The organism is Micromonospora fluostatini, from assembly GCF_050410825.1.
GTDB lineage: Bacteria > Actinomycetota > Actinomycetes > Mycobacteriales > Micromonosporaceae > Micromonospora > Micromonospora rosaria.
In genome coordinates this window covers 2,043,220-2,060,717 of record NZ_CP191251.1, presented here as the reverse complement: position 1 = coordinate 2,060,717, position 17,498 = coordinate 2,043,220, and the positions used below count along the sequence as shown (strand labels likewise).

Here is a 17,498-nt window from a genome sequence, read left to right as displayed (position 1 = left end):
CCCGAGCCGCGGTCGGCCGCTGCCGCCGTCGACCCGTGGCCGTCGCGACGACCGCAGGAGGACCCGGTGAACCGCCACCATCCCGCCGCCGTGCTGTTCGACATGGACGGCACGCTGGTCGACAGCGAGAAGCTGTGGGACATCGCCCTGGAGGAGCTGGCCGTCAGCTACGGCGGCACCCTCTCCACCGCCGCCCGCCGGGCGATCATCGGCACCAGCATGGCCGAGTCGATGCGGATCCTGCACGCCGACCTCGACCAGCCGCACCGGGATCCGGCGCGCAGCGCCGCCTGGGTCGACGCCCGGATCCTGGAGCTGTTCCGCACCGGCCTGCGGTGGCGGCCGGGGGCGCTGGCCCTGCTCAGCGCGGTGCGGGCGGCGCGGATCCCGACCGCCCTGGTCACCTCCAGCGGCCGGGCGCTGGTCGAGGTGGCCCTGGACACGCTGGGCCGGGACAGCTTCGACGTGGTGGTCTGCGGCGACGAGGTCGACTCGACCAAGCCGCATCCGGAGCCGTACCTGACCGCCGCCCGGCTGCTGGGGGTGCCGATCGACCGGTGTGTGGCGATCGAGGACTCCGCGACCGGGGTGGCCAGCGCCGTCGCCGCCGGCGCCGCGGTGCTGGCCGTCCCGGCGGAGGTGCCCCTCGACCCGGTCGACGGGGTCCGCCAACTGGCCGACCTGACCGGCGCGGACCTGGACCTGCTCGGCGCCCTGCTGGGCGCGCCGACCAGCGACCCCCGCTGACCCGTCGACCACGGACGCGCCGAGGGCCCCGGCCGTACCCGACCGGGGCCCTCCGCCACCCGAAACCGTCAGTCGTGCGCGATCGCGCCGAGGACGTTGATCCGGGCGGCCCGGACGGCCGGCAGCGCCGCCGCGATCACCCCGATCAGCGCGGCCAGGCCCAGGAAGACACCCATCTGGGTCCACGGCAGCACCAGGTCGGTGATGCCGTCCTCGCGCAACGCCCGGACCACCGCCGCACCCAGGCCGGTGCCGACGACGGTGCCCAGCAGCGCGCCGAACACCGAGATCACCACCGCCTCGACGGTGATCATCCGCATGGTCTGCGCCCGGCGCAGCCCGATCGCCCGCAGCAGCCCCAACTCCCGGGTCCGCTCCAGCACCGACAGGGCCAGGGTGTTCACGATGCCGAGGACGGCGATCACGATGGCCAGCGCCAGCAGGATCTGGATCATCGTGAGCAGGGTGTCGAACTGGCTGGCCTGCTGCTCGATGAACGCGTCCCGGTCGGCCACCGACACCTCGGGGCTGTCGGCCAGCAGCGCCTCCACCCGGGGCAGCACGTCGTCGACCCGGGTGCCCGGGTCCAGTTGGACGAAGCCCTGGATCGGGTGCGGGACCGCGAAGTCCGCCGTCACGGTCGGCGGCAGCGTCACCGGGTTGGTGTACACGTCGCTGCGGTAGATGCCGCTGACCGTGAAGGTGCGCGGCTCGCCCCGGGACAACTGCACCTGCGCCGTCGACCCGACCGACCAGCCGCGTGACGTCGCCGTCTCCGCCCGGACCAGCATCTGCTCCGGGCCGATCCGGTCGACGTCACCGGCGGCCCGCTCGACGCCGAAGATCTGCCGCAGCGCGGTCGGGTCGCTGCTGGCCCCCACCCAGGTCCGCTGGCCGTCGACCATCGCCATGTCGCCGTACTCGCCGCCGGCCAGGCGTACCCCGGGGATCTGCGCCGCCTCGGTCAGCACGTCGCGGTCGAAGCTCGCCGGACGCGGACCGACCTGCGCCCCGGCGATCACCAACTCGGCCTTGATGCTGTCCTGGGCCAGGGCGCTGAGGCTGCTCTTGGCCGAGTCCAGGATCACCGTCACGCCGGTGACCAGCGCGATGCCCACCATCAGCGCGGCGGCGGTGATCGCGGTGCGGCGCGGGTTGCGCCCGGAGTTGAGCCGGCCCAGCCGGCCCGGCACGGAGAAGGCGAACAGCGCCCCGAGCAGGGACACCACCGGGCGGCTGATCAGCGGGGTCAGCAGCGCCACCCCGACGAAGGTGAACAGCACCCCGCCGAGGATGACCGGCAGGACGCTGTCGCCGGCGTTGTCGGTCAGCCCGAGTGCCAGCAGCGTGGCGCCGACGGCGGTGACCACCGCCCCGCTCACGGTGATCCTGGTCAGTGGCCGGTCCGGGGTGGCCACGTCCTGCATGGCCGCGATCGGCGGGATCCGGGCCGCCCGCAGCGCCGGCAGCAACGCCGCCACCACCGTGATCACCAGGCCGACGCCGAACGCGCTGAGCACCGCGCTGGCCGGCACCGCGATCCCGGCCAGGTCCAGCCCACCGGCGAAGGTCCCGAACAGGTACGCCAGCAGCGCACCCACCCCGACCCCGGCGGCCAGCCCGAACACGGAGGCGAGCAGACCCACCGCCACCGCCTCCAGCACCACCGAGCCGATGATCTGCTTGCCGCTTGCCCCGATGGCCCGCAGCAGCGCCAGCTCCCGGGTGCGCTGCGCGACGATGATCGAGAACGTGTTGAGGATCAGGAACGTGCCGACCAGCAGCGCCACCGCGGCGAAGCCGAGCAGGATCCGGTTGAAGAACGCCAGCCCCTCCTTCAGGTCGGCCGACATCTCCTCGGACAACTGCGCGCCGGTCTTCACCTCGAACCCGTCGCCCAGGGCCCGGGCCACCTCGTCGCGGAGCCCGGCGTCGGTCACCCCGTCCGCCGCGGTGACCGTGACGCTGTTGAAGACGCCGGTCTCGCCGAGCATCAACTCCTGCGCCACCGGCGTGGTGAAGTAGATCTCGTGGGACCCGCCGACGGAGTCCCGCCCCCCGCTGTAGCCGAAGACCCCGACCAGGGTGAACTCCCGCTTCGGGGCCAGGGTCAGCACCCCGACCCGGTCGCCGACGCCCACCTTGGCGGCCTGCGCCAGCGCCGCGTTGACCACGATCTCGTCGTCGGCGCGCGGCGCGCGTCCCTCCCGGAGCTGGAGCAGGTCGCCCTCGCCGACCCAGTTGGACCCCAGTTGCGGCGGCCCGAACGAGGTGACCACCTTGCCGTTGCTGCCGATCAGCCGGGCCCCGTCGGCGGCCACCACCCCGACCGCGTCGGCCACCCCCGGCACCGCCGCGACCCGCTGCACCGTCTCGGCCGGGAACGCCGGGGACAGGGTCATCCCCTCGGCCTCGGAGACCCGCACGTTCGGCTTGGCCGCCACGTTGACGTCCACCCCGGCGTACGCGTCGGCGAAGACCTTGTCGAAGGACCTGCCGAGGGTGTCGGTGAGCACGAACGCCCCGGAGACGAACATGACCCCCAGCACCACCGCCAGGCCGGACAGGACCAGCCGTACCTTGCGGGCCAGCAGGCTCTTCAGTGTCGCCCGGAACATCAGCCGGTCACCTCGGCGGGGGTGTCCAGCTTCTTCATGGTGTCCAGCACGGTCTCCGCCGTCGGCTCGATCAGCTCGGTGACGATCTGCCCGTCGGCGAGGAAGACCACCCGGTCGGCGTACGCGGCGGCGGTCGGGTCGTGGGTCACCATCACGATGGTCTGCCCGTGCTCCCGGACCGAGTTGCGCAGGAAGCTCAGCACCTCCGCGCCGGAGCGGGAGTCCAGGTTCCCGGTCGGCTCGTCGGCGAAGATCACCTCGGGCCGGGCGACCAGGGCCCGGGCACACGCCACCCGCTGCTGCTGGCCACCGGAGAGCTGCGCCGGCCGGTGGTCGAGACGGTCCTTCAGCCCCACCGTGGCGATCACCGTGTCGTACCAGGCCGGGTCGGGCTTGCGCCCGGCGATCGACATCGGCAACAGGATGTTCTCCTTGGCCGTCAACGTGGGCAGCAGGTTGAACTGCTGGAAGATGAAGCCGACCTTGTCCCGGCGCAGCGTCGTCAGGCCGGCGTCGCGCAGCCCGGTCACGGTGGTGTCCCCGATCGTGACCGTGCCCCGGGTCACCGCGTCCAGCCCCGCCAGGCAGTGCATCAGCGTCGACTTGCCGGACCCGGACGGACCCATGATAGCCGTGAACCGGCCCCGCTCGAACTCGACACTGACCCCCCGCAGGGCGGCGACCTGCGCCTCGCCGCTGCCGTACACCTTCCACACGTCGTTCGCCCGAGCGGCGGCCTGCGCCTGCCGCCCTACCGTCGCGGTCACGTCATCTACCCCTTCCGTCTGTGCCGGCGTTCCGCGCCGCCCCCCGCTGGTCGGCGCGGCTGTTCTCATCCTCGGTGCCCGACGGCGGCGAACCGTCCAACTCCGGGTGTAGGCACGGCGGATTTCCCGCTGCGGGTCGGCCCCGATGCCGACTCAGGGTTACCCCTGACCACCCGGCCGTCATCGTGGCACCGCGCCGCCGGCCCGTGACGAAAGGAAGCGGACCGCACGGGGCCAGGCCCTGCCGACCGCGGCAACCCGCCCCGCTCCGGCCGCCGGCCGGCGACCGGCTCAGCCCCGCGGCCGGACCAGGCCCGACTCGTACGCCAGCACCACCGCCTGGACCCGGTCGCGCAGTCCGAGCTTGGTCAGCACGTGCCCCACGTGAGTCTTGATCGTCGTCTCGCTCACCGACAACTCCCGGGCGATCTCGGCGTTGGACAGGCCCCGGGCCACCTGCCCCAGCACCTCCCGCTCCCGCTCGGTCAACCCGCCCAGGGTCTTCGGCGGGCCCGCCGCCGGGTCCGGCAGCACCCCGGCGAACCGGTCCAGCAGCCGCTTGAGGATGCGCGGGGCGACCACCGCGTCCCCGGCCGCCACCGTCCGGATCGCCGCCACCAGGTCCTCGGCGGGCACGTCCTTGGCCAGGAACCCGCTCGCCCCGGCGCGCAGCGCCCCCACCACGTACTCGTCCAGGTCGAACGTGGTCAGGATCAGCACCCGCACCGGCAGTTTCGCCTCGACGATCGCGCGGGTCGCGGCCACCCCGTCCATCCGGGGCATCCGGATGTCCATCAGCACCACGTCCGGCAGCAGCCGGCGGGACAGGTCCACCGCCTCCACGCCGTCGCCGGCCTCGGCGACGATGTCCAGGTCCTCCTCCGCGCCCAACACCATCCGGAACCCGGTCCGCAGCAGCGGCTGGTCGTCGACGAGCAGGATCCGTACCGGTCGCGCCGGCGCCGCCTGGTCGGTCATCTGCTCTCCCTGTCCCCACCGGCCCCCGCCGGAACACCGTCCGCCTGCTCCACCGGGATCCGCGCGTACACCCGGAACCCGCCGCCGGGCCGGGGCCCGGTGTGCAGGGTCCCACCGTAGAGGCCCACCCACTCCCGCATCCCCACCAGCCCGTGTCCCGGACCGGCCGGCCCCGGCGGCGCCCCCCGCCCGGTGTCGGTCACCTCGACCGTCAGGCGCCCGTCGTCGACCGCCACCCGCACCCGCGCGGTCGCCGACCCGGCGTGCCGGACCGCGTTGGCCAGCGCCTCCTGCACGATCCGGTACACCGCCAGCGCCACCCCCTCCGGCACCGGAGTGGCGTCGCCCGCCACCGCCAGGGTCACCGGCAGGCCCGCCTGCCGGGCCTGCTCCACCAGCTCCTCGATCCCGGCCAGCCCCGGCTGCGGGGCCAGGTCGGCGGCCGGCTCGGCGTCGGAGCGCAGCACGTCCAGCAGCCGGCGCATCTCCCGCAGGGTGGTCCGGCTGCTCTGCTCGATGGTGGCGATCGCCTCGTCGGCGGCGTCCGGGTCCCGGCGCAGCACCCGCCGCGCCCCGGTCGCCAGCACCCCCATCACGCTCACCTGGTGGGCGACCATGTCGTGCAGCTCCCGGGCGATGCGGCGGCGCTCCTGCGCCACCGCCTGCTCGGCCAGGGTGCGCTGGTTCTCCTCCGCGGCGCGGGCCCGCTCCCGCAGCGCCGACAGGGTCGTCCGCCGGGCGTGCACCGCCCGCCCCACCGCGTACGACACCAGCGCGGTGAGCAGGTTGTTGAGCACCAGGTACGCGCTGGACACGTCGAGTGGGCTGGTCAGCGGCACCACCGCGTTCAGCGTCATCACCGGCACCCACAACACCACCGCCGCCAGCGCCGCCCGCCACGCTGAGCCGCGCGCCGCCAGCGTGTAGGTCAGCACCACGAAGGCCAGCCCCTGGGTGTTCGGCACCGCGTCGAACCAGACGGGCAGGGCCAGGGTGGCCAGCGCCACACCCACCGCGACCACCGGCGCGCGGCGGCGCAGCACCACCGGCGCGGCGCACAGCACACTCCACAGCCACGGTGTCGGCAGCCGACCCGGCCCGAACTCGCGCGGGCTGAGCAGCGTGAACACGACGTCGAACAGCAGCAGGGCACCGGCGAGGAGGGCGTCCGCGAGCAGCGGACGCCCACGCAGGAACGCCCGTGCGCCGGTCATACCGCGACGCTAACCGCCCGTACGCCGCTGTGATCGTCGCCAGCGGTGACTGTGCCATCCTCCCCGAGGATGAGGGTCACTCGTCCGCACCCGGCGCGGAGGGCGCGGACCGGGCGTCCGGCTGCGGACCCGCCGCCACCGCGCCCACCGGGAACGGCGGCGGGGTGCCCCCGAAACTGGGACAGTGCGCCTGGTGGTTGCACCAGTCGCACAGCCGGCTCGGCCGGGGCCGGAAGTCCTGCCGCTCGGTGGCCTGCTCGATCGCCCGCCACAGCGCCACCACCGTGCGCTCGAAGCGGGCCAGCTCCTCGGCGTCCGGGGTGTAGTCGCACACCTCGGCGTCGCGCAGGTAGAGCAGGCGCAGCACCCGGGGCACCACCCCCCGGGTCCGCCACAGCACCAGCGCGTAGAACTTGAGCTGGAACAGCGCCCGCGCCTCGAACGCCTCCCGGGGCGCCCCGCCGGTCTTGTAGTCCACCACCCGCAGCGCGCCGTCCGGTGCCACGTCCAGCCGGTCGAGGTAGCCCCGGATGAGCAGCTCGTCGTCGACCACGGCGGAGATCAGCGCCTCCCGCTCGGCCGGCTCCAACCGGCGCGGGTCCTCCACCGTGAAGTACCCCTCCAGCAGCGCGGCGGCCGAGCGCAGGAACTCCCCGGCGGCCTCCGGCGCGGCCCCCTCGAACAGGTCGGCCAGCTCCGGCTGCTCGGTGACCAGCCGGTCCCACTGCGGGGCCACCAGGTCACCGGCCGCCTGCGGGGTGCGCCCCGCCGCCGGCAGGTCGAACAGCCGCTCCAGCACCGCGTGCACCAGGGTGCCCCGGGCCTGCTCCACGGTCGGCCGCTCGGGCAGCCGGTCGATGCTGCGCAGCCGGTACAGCAGCGGGCAGGTCTTGAAGTCCGCCGCCCGGGACGGGGACAGCGAGGCCCGGACCGTCGCGGGCACCTCCACCCCGGCCGAGGACTGCTGGATGATCACCGGTTCCGCCGTCATGCCCGGAAGGTTAGGGCACCGGTGTGACAGCCGGGCCGCACCCCGCCGGCGTCGGCCCCGCCCGGTCGGCCCGTACCCCGGTCGATGCGGCCCCCGCCGCCGGGGCGCGCCGGCCGCCGCGCGGGCGGGCCCGCTCCCGGCGGTCCGTAGCATCGGGAAGGTGCAGCAGAGAACCGAAGCGCCCCGACGCCGTGACCACCGACCCGGACTCAGCGTCGGCCGGGTGTTCGGGGTGCCGCTGTACCTCAACGCCTCGATGCTGCTGCTCGCCCTGCTGATCACCATCCTGTACGGCGAGTTCGCCGGGCACCGGCTCGGGCTGTCCCCGCCGGCCGGGTACCTGATCGGCTTCGGGTTCGTCGTCTCGCTGCTGGGCTCGGTGCTGCTGCACGAACTCGGCCACGCCCTCACCGCCCGCCGCTACGGCATCGGTGTGCGCGGGATCACCCTCGAACTGCTCGGCGGGTACACCGAGATGGACCGCGACGCCCCGAGCCCCCGCGTCGACCTGCTGGTCTCCCTCGCCGGGCCGGCGATCTCCGCGGTGCTCGGCGTGGCCGCCACCGCCGCCACCCTCGCCCTGCCCGACCGCACCCTGCTCAACCAGCTCGCCTTCCAACTGGCGGTCAGCAACGTCATCGTGGCCGTGTTCAACATGCTGCCCGGGCTGCCGCTGGACGGCGGCCGGGCCCTGCGGGCCGCGGTCTGGGCGGTCACCCGGGACCGGCACGTCGGCACCGAGGTCGCCGGGTGGATCGGCCGGGCCGTCGCCGCCGGTACCGCCGTGCTGGTGATCCTGCTGGTCCTCAACGGGATCCTCGCCCCGCTGGCCGTGCCGCTGATGCTGCTGGTCGCGGTGACCCTGTGGCGGGGGGCCGGGCAGTCGATCCGGATCGCCCGGGTCAGCCGCCGGTTCCCGCTGATCGACCTGGCCCGGCTGGCCCGACCGCTGCTGCCGGTGCCCACCGGCACCCCGCTGGCCGAGGCGCAGCGCCGGCGCGACGCCGGCGGCCAGCCGCAGGCGGTGCTCGCCGTCACCGACTCCGCCGGCCGGCCACTGGCCGTGGTCGACCCGGCCGCCGCGGCGGCCGTCCCGGTGGAACGCCGGCCCTGGCTGGCGGTCGACGCGGTGGCCCGGTCGCTGGCCGGCCTGCCCACGATGCCGGTGGATCTCGACGGTGAACGGGTGATGGAGACGGTGCAGACCCACCCGGGCGCGCAGTACGTCGTGACGGCAGGCGAAAATGTCGTCGGCGTTCTGCACATCGCGGATCTGGCGCAGCTCCTCGAACCCAGACGGAACTCGAACCGGAAGTGGAACACGTGACCGTTCACCCCCCTGCGACCTCGACCGACCCGGGCCCGACGGCGCCCGGCCCCACCCCGGCGCTGCCCCCCGTGCACCGTGGCCCCTTCCGGCCCGGCGACCGGGTGCAGCTGACCGACCCGAAGGGGCGGATGCACACGGTCACCCTGGAGGTGGGCAAGGCGTTCCACACCCATCGCGGCATCCTGGAGCACGACGCGCTGATCGGCCAGCCCGACGGCAGCGTGGTCACCACCTCCGGCGGCGGCACCGCGTACCTCGCCCTGCGCCCGCTGCTGTCGGACTACGTGCTGTCGATGCCGCGCGGCGCCCAGGTCATCTACCCGAAGGACTCCGCCCAGATCGTCGCCATGGGCGACATCTTCCCCGGGGCGAAGGTGCTGGAGGCCGGCGCCGGCTCCGGCGCGCTGAGCTGCTCCCTGCTGCGCGCCGTCGGCCCCACCGGCGAGCTGCACTCCTGGGAGGTGCGCGACGACTTCGCGCAGATCGCCCGCCGCAACGTCGAGGCCTTCTTCAACGGCCCCCACCCGGCCTGGACACTGCACGTCGGGGACGTGGCGGACTGCCCGGAGACCGGCTTCGACCGGATCATCCTGGACATGCTCACCCCGTGGGAGACCCTCGACATGGTCGAGCGGGCGCTGCTGCCCGGCGGCGTCTTCATCGGGTACGTCGCCACCACCCCGCAGCTGTCCGAACTGGTGGAGGCGCTGCGCGAGCGGGGCGGCTGGACCGAGCCCCGGGCCTGGGAGTCGCTGGTGCGTGACTGGCACGCCGAGGGGCTCGCCGTCCGCCCGGACCACCGCATGATCGCGCACACCGCGTTCCTGGTCTCCGCCCGCAAGCTCGCCCCCGGGGTCACCGCCCCGCCGCGCCGGCGCAAGCCGAGCAAGGGCACCGAGGCGTACGTCCAGCGGCGGGCGGCGCTGCGGGCGGCCGAGGCGGCCCGCCAGGCCGCCACCGCGCCGGCCACCGACGACACCCCGGCCGGTACGCCGACGGAGCTGGACCAGCCGTGACCGCCGCGCTGGACGCCCCCGGCCGGACCGGGTGCCGCCGGCCCGGCGCGTGCGGACCACACCAACCCACCGTCGCGGCGGAGGTCACCCGATGAGCCTGCCCGGTTTCGACGGCGCCGAGGTGCCGGCGGTCTTCCCCGACTGGTCGCCGTACCAGGACCTGGAGTCGGCGGCGCGGGCGTACCTGCGGGACCCGGACGTCGCGCTGGAGGCGCTCGGCGGGGTGCTGCGCGGCGCCTCGGTGCTCGGCTTCACCCTCGAGCGCTTCGTCAACGAGGTCAACGGGGTGTGGCAGGAGGTCGTGGTCTGCGACGGCAGCCGGCTGATCCTCTGGCACGGCGAGGACGTGCCGCCGGGGGAGGGCCCGGCCGGGGCGATGACCTCGTCGCTGCGGGTGGTGCCGATCTCCACGGTCACCGAGGTCGGCTGCCGGCGACGGCTCACCCGGGGCGACAACGGCACGGTCCGGGTCGACAGCATCGACGTGTACCTGCTGCTGACCTCGCTCGACGAGGCGCCGCCCGGCGACGAGCTGGTCGGCGCGCCCCGGCACGACGCGCTGCGGTTCGGCAAGACCCTCGACGACGGCGGGGCCGGCCAGATCGCCCGGCTGGAGGAGTTCGCCCGGCTGGTCGCCTCGGTGGTCGGTCGGCCGCTGCTGTAGGCCCGGCGTCGGCCACCGGTCGTCCGGCGGCCACCGGTCGTCGGCCGCCCGGCGTCGTGCCGGCCGGCCGACGACCGGGGTGGCTCAGTCCGCGTCCGGCCCGGCGATCTCGACGCCGTCGTCGCGCACCACGTGGATGCACTCGCCGGGGCACTCCCGCGCCGAGTCGATCACCTCGAGACGCAGGTGCCCGGGCACGTCCACCCGGCTGCCCGGGGCCTGCCGCAGCTCACCGTCGGCGCCCTTGACGTAGGCCAGGCCGTCGACGTCGAACTCGAAGACCTCCGGGGCGTACTGCACGCAGAGCCCGTCCCCGGTGCAGAGGTCCTGGTCCACCCAGACCTGCACCTGGTCGGTCGCGACCTCGGTCACCGGCGTACCCCCATGTTCTCGCGTCCCACGGCTCCGACGGTACCCCGGTCGTGCGCCCGCGCCCCGCCGGCCCCGGACGCCACCACCGACACCCCGCGCGCCACTCCCGGCGCGGACCCGTGTCGCCGGCCGGCGCGCCATCGACGGGCGACGAGATGTCGGGCCGGGTCGGTCTCGCCCCCGCCGGCCCGTCGGCCGGGCGTGCGAGGTCGGGCGACAGCCCCCGGCGGCCCGCGTCGTCGCAGCTCAGGGCCGGCCCGGTGGGGTGGGCCGGGGGGTGCGGCCCGGTCGTCGGGACCGGGGCGGCGGGGACGGCACGGGGCCTCCGGCGGGGTCCACGGTCGGGTCGTGGCGATCAAGGTTCAGTGACGAGGGCGTTGCGTGGGACCGAATCGGCCTCACAGCGGCTAGTGTTAGGCAAGAACGTTCAAGCCCCCCGGGGAGGTGGGACGTGGCACGCAGTGACGACGCGGACTCGCGCGCCGCACGGTGGGAGAAGGAGGCCCACGATCTCTCCACGCAGGTCGCGTTTCTCCAAGAGGAACTCGCTCTGGTGCGGCGCAAGTTGACCGAAAGCCCCCGACACGTCCGGCAGCTCGAAGAGCGGCTGGCGGCTACCCAGGCGCAGTTGGCGCGGCTGACCGAGAACAACGAGCGGCTCGTGAGCACCCTCAAGGAGGCTCGCGCGCAGATCGTGACGCTCAAGGAGGAGATCGACCGCCTGGCGCAGCCGCCGAGTGGCTACGGCGTCTTCCTGGCACGGCACGACGACGGCACGGTGGACATCTTCACCGGCGGGCGCAAGCTCCGGGTCGCCGTCTCGCCCTCGCTGGACGGCACCGAGCTGCAACGCGGCCAGGAGGTCCTGCTCAACGACGCGCTCAACGTCGTCGACGCGTTCGGCTACGAACGGGTCGGCGAGGTGGTCATGCTCAAGGAACTGCTGGAGAGTCCCTCCGGCGGTCAGGCGGACCGGGCGCTGGTGGTCTCCCACTCCGACGAGGAGCGGATCGTCCACCTCGCCGAGACCCTGATCGGCAGCGCGATCCGGGCCGGCGACTCGCTCATGATCGAGCCCCGCTCGGCGTACGCGTACGAGCGGATCCCGAAGAGCGAGGTCGAGGAACTCGTCCTGGAGGAGGTGCCCGACGTCCACTACGAGGACATCGGTGGCCTCCAGGCGCAGATCGAGCAGATCCGCGACGCGGTGGAGCTGCCCTTCCTGCACGCCGACCTGTTCCGTGAGCACCAGCTCCGGCCGCCGAAGGGCATCCTGCTCTACGGTCCGCCCGGCTGCGGCAAGACCCTGATCGCCAAGGCGGTGGCCAACTCCCTGGCCAAGAAGATCGCCGAACGGATGGGCAAGGAGAAGCACACCAGCTTCTTCCTCAACATCAAGGGTCCCGAGCTGCTCAACAAGTACGTCGGCGAGACCGAGCGGCACATCCGGCTGATCTTCCAGCGGGCCCGCGAGAAGGCCGGCGAGGGCACCCCGGTGATCGTGTTCTTCGACGAGATGGACTCGATCTTCCGGACCCGGGGCTCCGGTGTCTCCTCCGACGTGGAGAACACCATCGTCCCCCAGCTGCTCAGCGAGATCGACGGCGTGGAGGGGCTGGAGAACGTCATCGTCATCGGCGCCTCCAACCGGGAGGACATGATCGACCCGGCCATCCTGCGGCCGGGCCGACTGGACGTGAAAATCAAGATCGAGCGTCCGGACGCCGAGGCGGCCAAGGACATCTTCTCCAAGTACATCCTCTCCGGCCTGCCGCTGCACGCCGACGACCTGGCCGAGCACGGCAGCGACGCGCAGGCCACCGTCGCCGCCATGATCGACGCGGTGGTGCTGCGGATGTACTCGGAGACCGAGGAGAACCGCTTCCTCGAGGTCACCTACGCCAACGGTGACAAGGAGGTCCTGTACTTCAAGGACTTCAACTCCGGCGCGATGATCCAGAACATCGTCGACCGGGGCAAGAAGATGGCCATCAAGGAGTTCCTCACCTCCGGCCGCAAGGGGCTGCGCCTGCAGCACCTGCTCGACGCCTGCGTCGACGAGTTCCGGGAAAACGAGGACCTGCCCAACACCACCAACCCCGACGACTGGGCCCGGATCTCCGGCAAGAAGGGCGAACGGATCGTCTACATCCGCACGCTCGTCTCCGGCGGCAAGGGCGCCGAGGCCGGCCGGTCCATCGAGACCGCCAGCAACACCGGCCAGTACCTGTAACGGCAACCCGCAGAGCCCGCGACGCACCCGCGTCGCGGGCTCTGCGCGTCCGCGCCACCGCGGTCCCGGCCGGACGCCACGGTGGCTGCCGCAACCCGCCGTGGCGGCGCGACACCACCATCGTGTCCCGCGCGGACTACGCTCGACGTGACGGGGGACCGGGTCGGCGAGCGGAGCGGGTAATTCGATGAGCGTGAGACGGATCATGGGCACCGAGGTCGAGTACGGCATCTCCGTGCCCGGCCAGGCCGGGGCCAACCCGATGGTCACCTCCTCCCAGGTGGTCAACGCCTACGGGGCGCGCCCGGAACTCAACCGTGGCGGCCGGGCCCGCTGGGACTACGAAGAGGAGTCGCCGCTGCGCGACGCCCGCGGCTTCACCTACTCCGGGGCCGCGTACGACCCGGCGGAGGCGCTCGCCGACGAGGACCTGGGGCTGGCCAACGTCATCCTCACCAACGGCGCTCGGCTCTACGTCGACCACGCCCACCCCGAGTACTCCACCCCCGAGGTGACCAACCCCCTCGACCTGGTGCGGTGGGACAAGGCCGGCGAGCGGGTGATGGCCGAGGCCGCCCGGCGGGCCGCCACCATCCCGGGCACCCAGCCCATCCACCTGTACAAGAACAACACCGACAACAAGGGCGCCAGCTACGGCGCGCACGAGAACTACCTGATGCGCCGGCAGACGCCGTTCGCCGACATCGTGGCGTACCTGACGCCGTTCTTCGTGACCCGGCAGATCGTCTGCGGCGCCGGCCGGGTCGGCATCGGCCAGGACGGCGGGCAGAGCGGGTTCCAGATCTCCCAGCGGGCCGACTTCTTCGAGGTCGAGGTGGGGCTGGAGACCACCCTCAAGCGGCCGATCATCAACACCCGCGACGAGCCGCACGCCGACGCCGACAAGTACCGCCGGCTGCACGTGATCATCGGCGACGCGAACCTGTCGGAGATCTCCACCTACCTGAAGCTCGGCACCACCGCGCTGATCCTCACCATGATCGAGGAGAAGGCGCTCGGCCCGGACCTGGGCATCGCCGACCCGGTCAGCGAGCTGCGGGCGGTCAGCCACGACCCGTCGCTGACCCACCTGATGCGGCTGCGCGACGGCCGCCGGCTGACCGCCCTGGACGTCCAGTGGGCGTACTACGAGCGGGTCCGCTCCTTCGTGGACGGGCGGTACGGCGCCGACGCCGACGAGCAGACCGTGGACGTGCTGGACCGGTGGGAGGACGCGCTGGACCGGCTCGGCCGCGACGTGTTCTCCTGCGCCGACACGCTGGACTGGGTGGCGAAGCTGCGGCTGCTGGAGGGCTACCGGGAGCGGGAGAAGCTCGGCTGGGGCTCGCACAAGCTCCAACTGGTCGACCTGCAGTACTCCGACGTCCGCCCGGAGAAGGGGCTCTACCACCGCCTCGTACAGCGCGGGTCGATGCGGACGCTGCTGACCGAGGAGCAGACCCGGACCGCGATGACGGAGCCGCCGGAGGACACCCGGGCCTACTTCCGGGGCCGTTGCCTGGCCCAGTACGCCTCGGAGGTGGTCGCGGCGAGTTGGGACTCGGTCATCTTCGACGTGGGCCGGGAGTCGCTGGTCCGGGTGCCGATGATGGAGCCGGAGCGGGGCACCCGCGCGCACGTCGGTGCGTTGTTCGACCGGTGCGAGAGCGCGAAGGACCTGCTGGAGACCCTGACCGGCGGCTGACGGCCGGGCCCGGCGAGCCCGTCGCGCGCCGAAGGCCGGCGCGCGACGGGCTTTTCGTCGCCCGCGCGAGGTAAGTTCATCGCAGGCGATCGTGGAGGCGGCAGCAACCATGACCGCGCAGGCGCCAGCAACCATGGAGGAGGCGGCAGATGGCCACTCGTGACAGCGGCGGGCAGTCGCAGTCGGGCAAGTCCCGGCAGGGCGAGGAGATCGAGGACGTCACGACCGAGGCGAACCCGGAGGTCGCCGAGCGGCACGCCGAGATCACCGAGGACGTCGACGACCTGCTGGACGAGATCGACTCCGTCCTGGAGGAGAACGCCGAGGAGTTCGTGAGGGGTTACGTACAAAAAGGAGGTCAGTGATCATTCTGGGGTAAAACGGACATGTCGGTACCCCTGGATGACCGGGACGGTCGTCGCCGGTGTCGTGACTGCGGGCAGTGGAAGCCGCTCGACGATTTCTGCGCGAACAGCAGGCGTCCCAGCGGGCGCGGCAGCTACTGCAAGCCGTGCTTCAACGTCCGGTCCAAGGCCAGCTACGCCAAGCGGGTCGAGGAACGGCAGGGCAGAGCGGTGCGGCCTCTCCGGCAGATCCCGGAAGGGCACCGGTTCTGCGCCGATTGCGGGACCGTCAAACCGGAGCGGGAGTTTGCCGGCAACCGCGCTGACAGCAGCGGTTACGCCACGTACTGCAAGCCCTGTCACAACGCTCGTGGCCGGGAGTCGAAGCAGCGGCTCTACGGTGGCACGCGCGAATACCACCTGCGTCGGCGGTACGGGATCGGGCAGCAGGACGTCGATGAGCTCCTGAGGGAACAGGGCGGGGTCTGCGCGGTCTGCGGCGACCCCGATCCGGAACATGTGGACCACGATCATCGCACCGGGTGGGTGCGCGGGATACTCTGCTTCAACTGCAACGGTGGTCTTGGCCAGTTCCGTGACAGTCCCGCGAGGCTGGCCAGGGCGATCACGTACCTGAGAGGAACCACGTGGCAGCGGCTTTTGATCCATCCGGGCGTCTACCAGATGCGTTCACCAGCGCGGGGACGACGTCCTCCTTCACCACGTTCCTGAGCAGGGTGGCTCCCGAGATGCTGCCCGGCCGCCGGCCGCTGCCGCCGGGCGCGGCCGGCGAGCTGTCGCCGCACGCGACCACCATCGTGGCCATCGTGGCCGACGGTGGCGTGGTGATGGCCGGCGACCGGCGGGCCACCATGGGCAACATGATCGCCCAGCGCACCATGGAGAAGGTGCATCCGGCCGACGCGTACTCGCTGGTCGGCATCGCCGGCTCGGCGGCGATCGGCCTGGAGATGATGCGACTGTTCCAGGTGGAGCTGGAGCACTACGAGAAGATCGAGGGCGCGATGCTCTCGCTGGACGGCAAGGCCAACCGGCTCGCCGCGATGATCCGGGGCAACCTGGGCGCGGCGATGCAGGGCCTGGCGGTGGTGCCGCTCTTCGCCGGCTTCGACCTCGCGGCCGCCGACCCGGCGCGGGCCGGACGGATCTTCAGCTTCGACGTCACCGGCGGTCCCTACGAGGAGTACGGCTACGACGCCGTCGGCTCCGGGTCGCTGTTCGCCAAGTCGGCGTTGAAGAAGCGGTACCGGCCGGGGGTGTCGGTCGACGAGGCGGTCCGGCTGGCGGTGGACGCGCTCTACGACGCGGCCGACGACGACACCGCCACCGGCGGCCCGGACCTGATCCGCCGGATCTACCCGGTGGTGATGACCGCGACGGCGGAGGGCACCCACCGGCTCGGTGAGGAGGAGGTCTCCGCGCTCGCCGAGACCGTGGTCTCCGCCCGTCGGGAGAACCCGGGCGGCTGACGCCGGCCGTCGTCCACCTTGAAGCAGTCGTCACCCACGTGCCCTAAGGAGAACCGCCGCCGTGGCCATGCAGTTCTACGCCTCGCCCGAGCAGATCATGCGCGACCGCTCCGAGCTGGCCCGCAAGGGCATCGCCCGGGGGCGGAGCGCGGTGGTCCTGAGCTACGCCGACGGGGTGCTCTTCGTCGCGGAGAACCTGTCCAGCGCCCTGCACAAGGTCAGTGAGATCTACGACCGGATCGGCTTCGCCGCGGTCGGCCGGTACAACGAGTTCGAGAACCTGCGCCGGTTCGGGGTGCGCACGGCCGACCTCAACGGCCTGGCGTACGACCGGCGGGACGTGACCGGCCGGGCCCTGGCCAACGCCTTCGCCCAGATCCTGGGGACGATCTTCACCGAGCAGTCCAAGCCGTTCGAGGTGGAGATCTGCGTGGCGCAGGTCGGGGCGAGCGCCGAGGACGACGAGTTGTACCGGCTGACCTACGACGGCTCGGTCAACGACGAGCCGGGCCGGATGGCGATGGGTGGGCAGGCGGAGGCGATCACCGGGGTGCTGAAGGAGCGGCACCGGCCGGACATGTCCCTCGCCGAGGCGGTGACGGTCGCGGTGCAGGCGCTGGGCAGCGTCGGCGGGGAGGGCGGCGCGGCCCGTACCATCGCCGCCGAGCAGCTCGAGGTGGCGGTGCTGGACCGGCGCCGGGTCGGGCGGACCTTCCGGCGGGTCACCGGGGCGGCGCTGACCGCCCTGTTGGCCGGGGACGCGGCGCCGGCCGAGGCCCCGACGGCGGACGAGAAGCCGACCACCCCGACCCAGGAGGCGGGCAAGCCGACCACGTCGGCGGGCTCGGCCGACCTGGAGGGTCCGCAGGGCGGGACCCCGCAGAAGTAGGCGTTGTCCGGCGACCGGGCCGGTGGGGCGACGATCCGCCTCACCGGCCCGGTCGCCGTCTGTGCCCCACGCTGACCAGGGCGTCCGGCGCCGGTCGGGCCGGCGGCGGCGCGCCCGGTGGTTTCCCCGGTGGTGAGCAG

General features: G+C 73.0%; 16 protein-coding genes. 10 read left to right on the top strand and 6 right to left on the bottom strand.

Annotation, left to right across the window (positions count from 1 at the left end):
* Positions 1-90: 90 nt before the first annotated feature.
* Positions 91-747, top strand: coding sequence for an HAD family hydrolase (locus ACQUFX_RS08765; RefSeq protein ID WP_428966903.1), 657 nt, complete (start codon positions 91-93; stop codon positions 745-747).
* A 68-nt stretch (positions 748-815) separates the two neighbouring features.
* Here the strand turns inward: ACQUFX_RS08765 and ACQUFX_RS08760 are convergent, their stop codons facing one another.
* From ACQUFX_RS08760 to ACQUFX_RS08740, 5 genes are all read right to left on the bottom strand, one after another.
* Entirely contained in the window at positions 816-3,365 is a 2,550-nt protein-coding gene (locus ACQUFX_RS08760; RefSeq protein ID WP_428965517.1) for an ABC transporter permease, read from the bottom strand.
* Entirely contained in the window at positions 3,365-4,132 is a 768-nt protein-coding gene (locus tag ACQUFX_RS08755; RefSeq protein ID WP_428965516.1) for an ABC transporter ATP-binding protein, read from the bottom strand. Before ACQUFX_RS08755 ends, ACQUFX_RS08760 begins: the two co-directional genes overlap by 1 nt.
* Positions 4,133-4,423: 291 nt before the next feature.
* On the bottom strand, positions 4,424-5,110 hold the full coding sequence (locus tag ACQUFX_RS08750; RefSeq protein WP_067372027.1) for a response regulator: 687 nt from the start codon (positions 5,108-5,110) through the stop codon (positions 4,424-4,426).
* On the bottom strand, positions 5,107-6,324 hold the full coding sequence (locus ACQUFX_RS08745; RefSeq protein WP_428965515.1) for a sensor histidine kinase: 1,218 nt from the start codon (positions 6,322-6,324) through the stop codon (positions 5,107-5,109). The genes ACQUFX_RS08750 and ACQUFX_RS08745 overlap by 4 nt, the downstream gene beginning before the upstream one ends.
* Positions 6,325-6,400: 76 nt before the next feature.
* Entirely contained in the window at positions 6,401-7,315 is a 915-nt protein-coding gene (locus ACQUFX_RS08740; RefSeq protein ID WP_428965514.1) for a RecB family exonuclease, read from the bottom strand.
* A gap of 160 nt (positions 7,316-7,475) precedes the next feature.
* Between ACQUFX_RS08740 and ACQUFX_RS08735 the strand changes: the two genes are divergently transcribed.
* From ACQUFX_RS08735 to ACQUFX_RS08725, 3 genes are all read left to right on the top strand, one after another.
* The gene (locus ACQUFX_RS08735) at positions 7,476-8,642 is read left to right on the top strand and encodes a site-2 protease family protein (RefSeq protein ID WP_428965513.1); all 1,167 of its coding nucleotides are present in this window, start codon (positions 7,476-7,478) and stop codon (positions 8,640-8,642) included.
* A complete protein-coding gene (locus ACQUFX_RS08730) occupies positions 8,639-9,661 on the top strand; it encodes a tRNA (adenine-N1)-methyltransferase (protein WP_428965512.1) in 1,023 nt (340 codons plus the stop codon). The genes ACQUFX_RS08735 and ACQUFX_RS08730 overlap by 4 nt, the downstream gene beginning before the upstream one ends.
* Positions 9,662-9,752: 91 nt before the next feature.
* A complete protein-coding gene (locus ACQUFX_RS08725) occupies positions 9,753-10,325 on the top strand; it encodes a hypothetical protein (protein ID WP_396890553.1) in 573 nt (190 codons plus the stop codon).
* Between the two features lie 84 nt (positions 10,326-10,409).
* Here ACQUFX_RS08725 and ACQUFX_RS08720 read toward each other — a convergent pair whose 3' ends face one another.
* Positions 10,410-10,697 carry a ferredoxin gene (locus ACQUFX_RS08720; protein ID WP_428965511.1) on the bottom strand — a complete coding sequence of 96 codons (288 nt, stop codon included), beginning with the start codon at positions 10,695-10,697 and terminating at the stop codon, positions 10,410-10,412.
* Between the two features lie 451 nt (positions 10,698-11,148).
* Between ACQUFX_RS08720 and arc the strand changes: the two genes are divergently transcribed.
* The 6 genes from arc (at position 11,149) to prcA (ending at position 17,358) form a co-directional block, all read left to right on the top strand.
* Positions 11,149-12,930: a proteasome ATPase gene (arc, locus tag ACQUFX_RS08715; RefSeq protein WP_428965510.1), complete on the top strand. Its 1,782-nt coding sequence runs from the start codon at positions 11,149-11,151 to the stop codon at positions 12,928-12,930.
* 187 nt (positions 12,931-13,117) lie between these two features.
* Positions 13,118-14,635 carry a depupylase/deamidase Dop gene (gene dop, locus ACQUFX_RS08710; RefSeq protein ID WP_428965509.1) on the top strand — a complete coding sequence of 506 codons (1,518 nt, stop codon included), beginning with the start codon at positions 13,118-13,120 and terminating at the stop codon, positions 14,633-14,635.
* A 149-nt stretch (positions 14,636-14,784) separates the two neighbouring features.
* Complete coding sequence (locus tag ACQUFX_RS08705) at positions 14,785-15,000, top strand: ubiquitin-like protein Pup (protein ID WP_067366797.1); 216 nt, start codon at positions 14,785-14,787, stop codon at positions 14,998-15,000.
* Positions 15,001-15,021: 21 nt separating this feature from the next.
* Positions 15,022-15,711 carry an endonuclease VII domain-containing protein gene (locus tag ACQUFX_RS08700; RefSeq protein WP_428965508.1) on the top strand — a complete coding sequence of 230 codons (690 nt, stop codon included), beginning with the start codon at positions 15,022-15,024 and terminating at the stop codon, positions 15,709-15,711.
* A complete protein-coding gene (prcB, locus tag ACQUFX_RS08695; RefSeq protein ID WP_067366792.1) occupies positions 15,627-16,469 on the top strand; it encodes a proteasome subunit beta in 843 nt (280 codons plus the stop codon). The genes ACQUFX_RS08700 and prcB overlap by 85 nt, the downstream gene beginning before the upstream one ends.
* A gap of 61 nt (positions 16,470-16,530) precedes the next feature.
* A complete protein-coding gene (gene prcA, locus ACQUFX_RS08690) occupies positions 16,531-17,358 on the top strand; it encodes a proteasome subunit alpha (protein ID WP_428965507.1) in 828 nt (275 codons plus the stop codon).
* The last annotated feature ends 140 nt before the right edge of the window (positions 17,359-17,498 follow it).

Excerpts from the sequence above, each read along its gene's own strand:
- ACQUFX_RS08745 (WP_428965515.1), bottom strand. The coding sequence starts at position 6,324 with ATGACCGGCGCACGGGCGTTCCTGCGTGGGCGTCCGCTGCTCGCGGAC.
- ACQUFX_RS08725 (WP_396890553.1), top strand. The coding sequence starts at position 9,753 with ATGAGCCTGCCCGGTTTCGACGGCGCCGAGGTGCCGGCGGTCTTCCCC.
- ACQUFX_RS08700 (WP_428965508.1), top strand. The coding sequence starts at position 15,022 with ATGTCGGTACCCCTGGATGACCGGGACGGTCGTCGCCGGTGTCGTGAC.
- ACQUFX_RS08750 (WP_067372027.1), bottom strand. The coding sequence starts at position 5,110 with ATGACCGACCAGGCGGCGCCGGCGCGACCGGTACGGATCCTGCTCGTC.
- ACQUFX_RS08740 (WP_428965514.1), bottom strand. The coding sequence starts at position 7,315 with ATGACGGCGGAACCGGTGATCATCCAGCAGTCCTCGGCCGGGGTGGAG.
- ACQUFX_RS08705 (WP_067366797.1), top strand. The coding sequence starts at position 14,785 with ATGGCCACTCGTGACAGCGGCGGGCAGTCGCAGTCGGGCAAGTCCCGG.
- ACQUFX_RS08760 (WP_428965517.1), bottom strand. The coding sequence starts at position 3,365 with ATGTTCCGGGCGACACTGAAGAGCCTGCTGGCCCGCAAGGTACGGCTG.
- dop (WP_428965509.1), top strand. The coding sequence starts at position 13,118 with ATGAGCGTGAGACGGATCATGGGCACCGAGGTCGAGTACGGCATCTCC.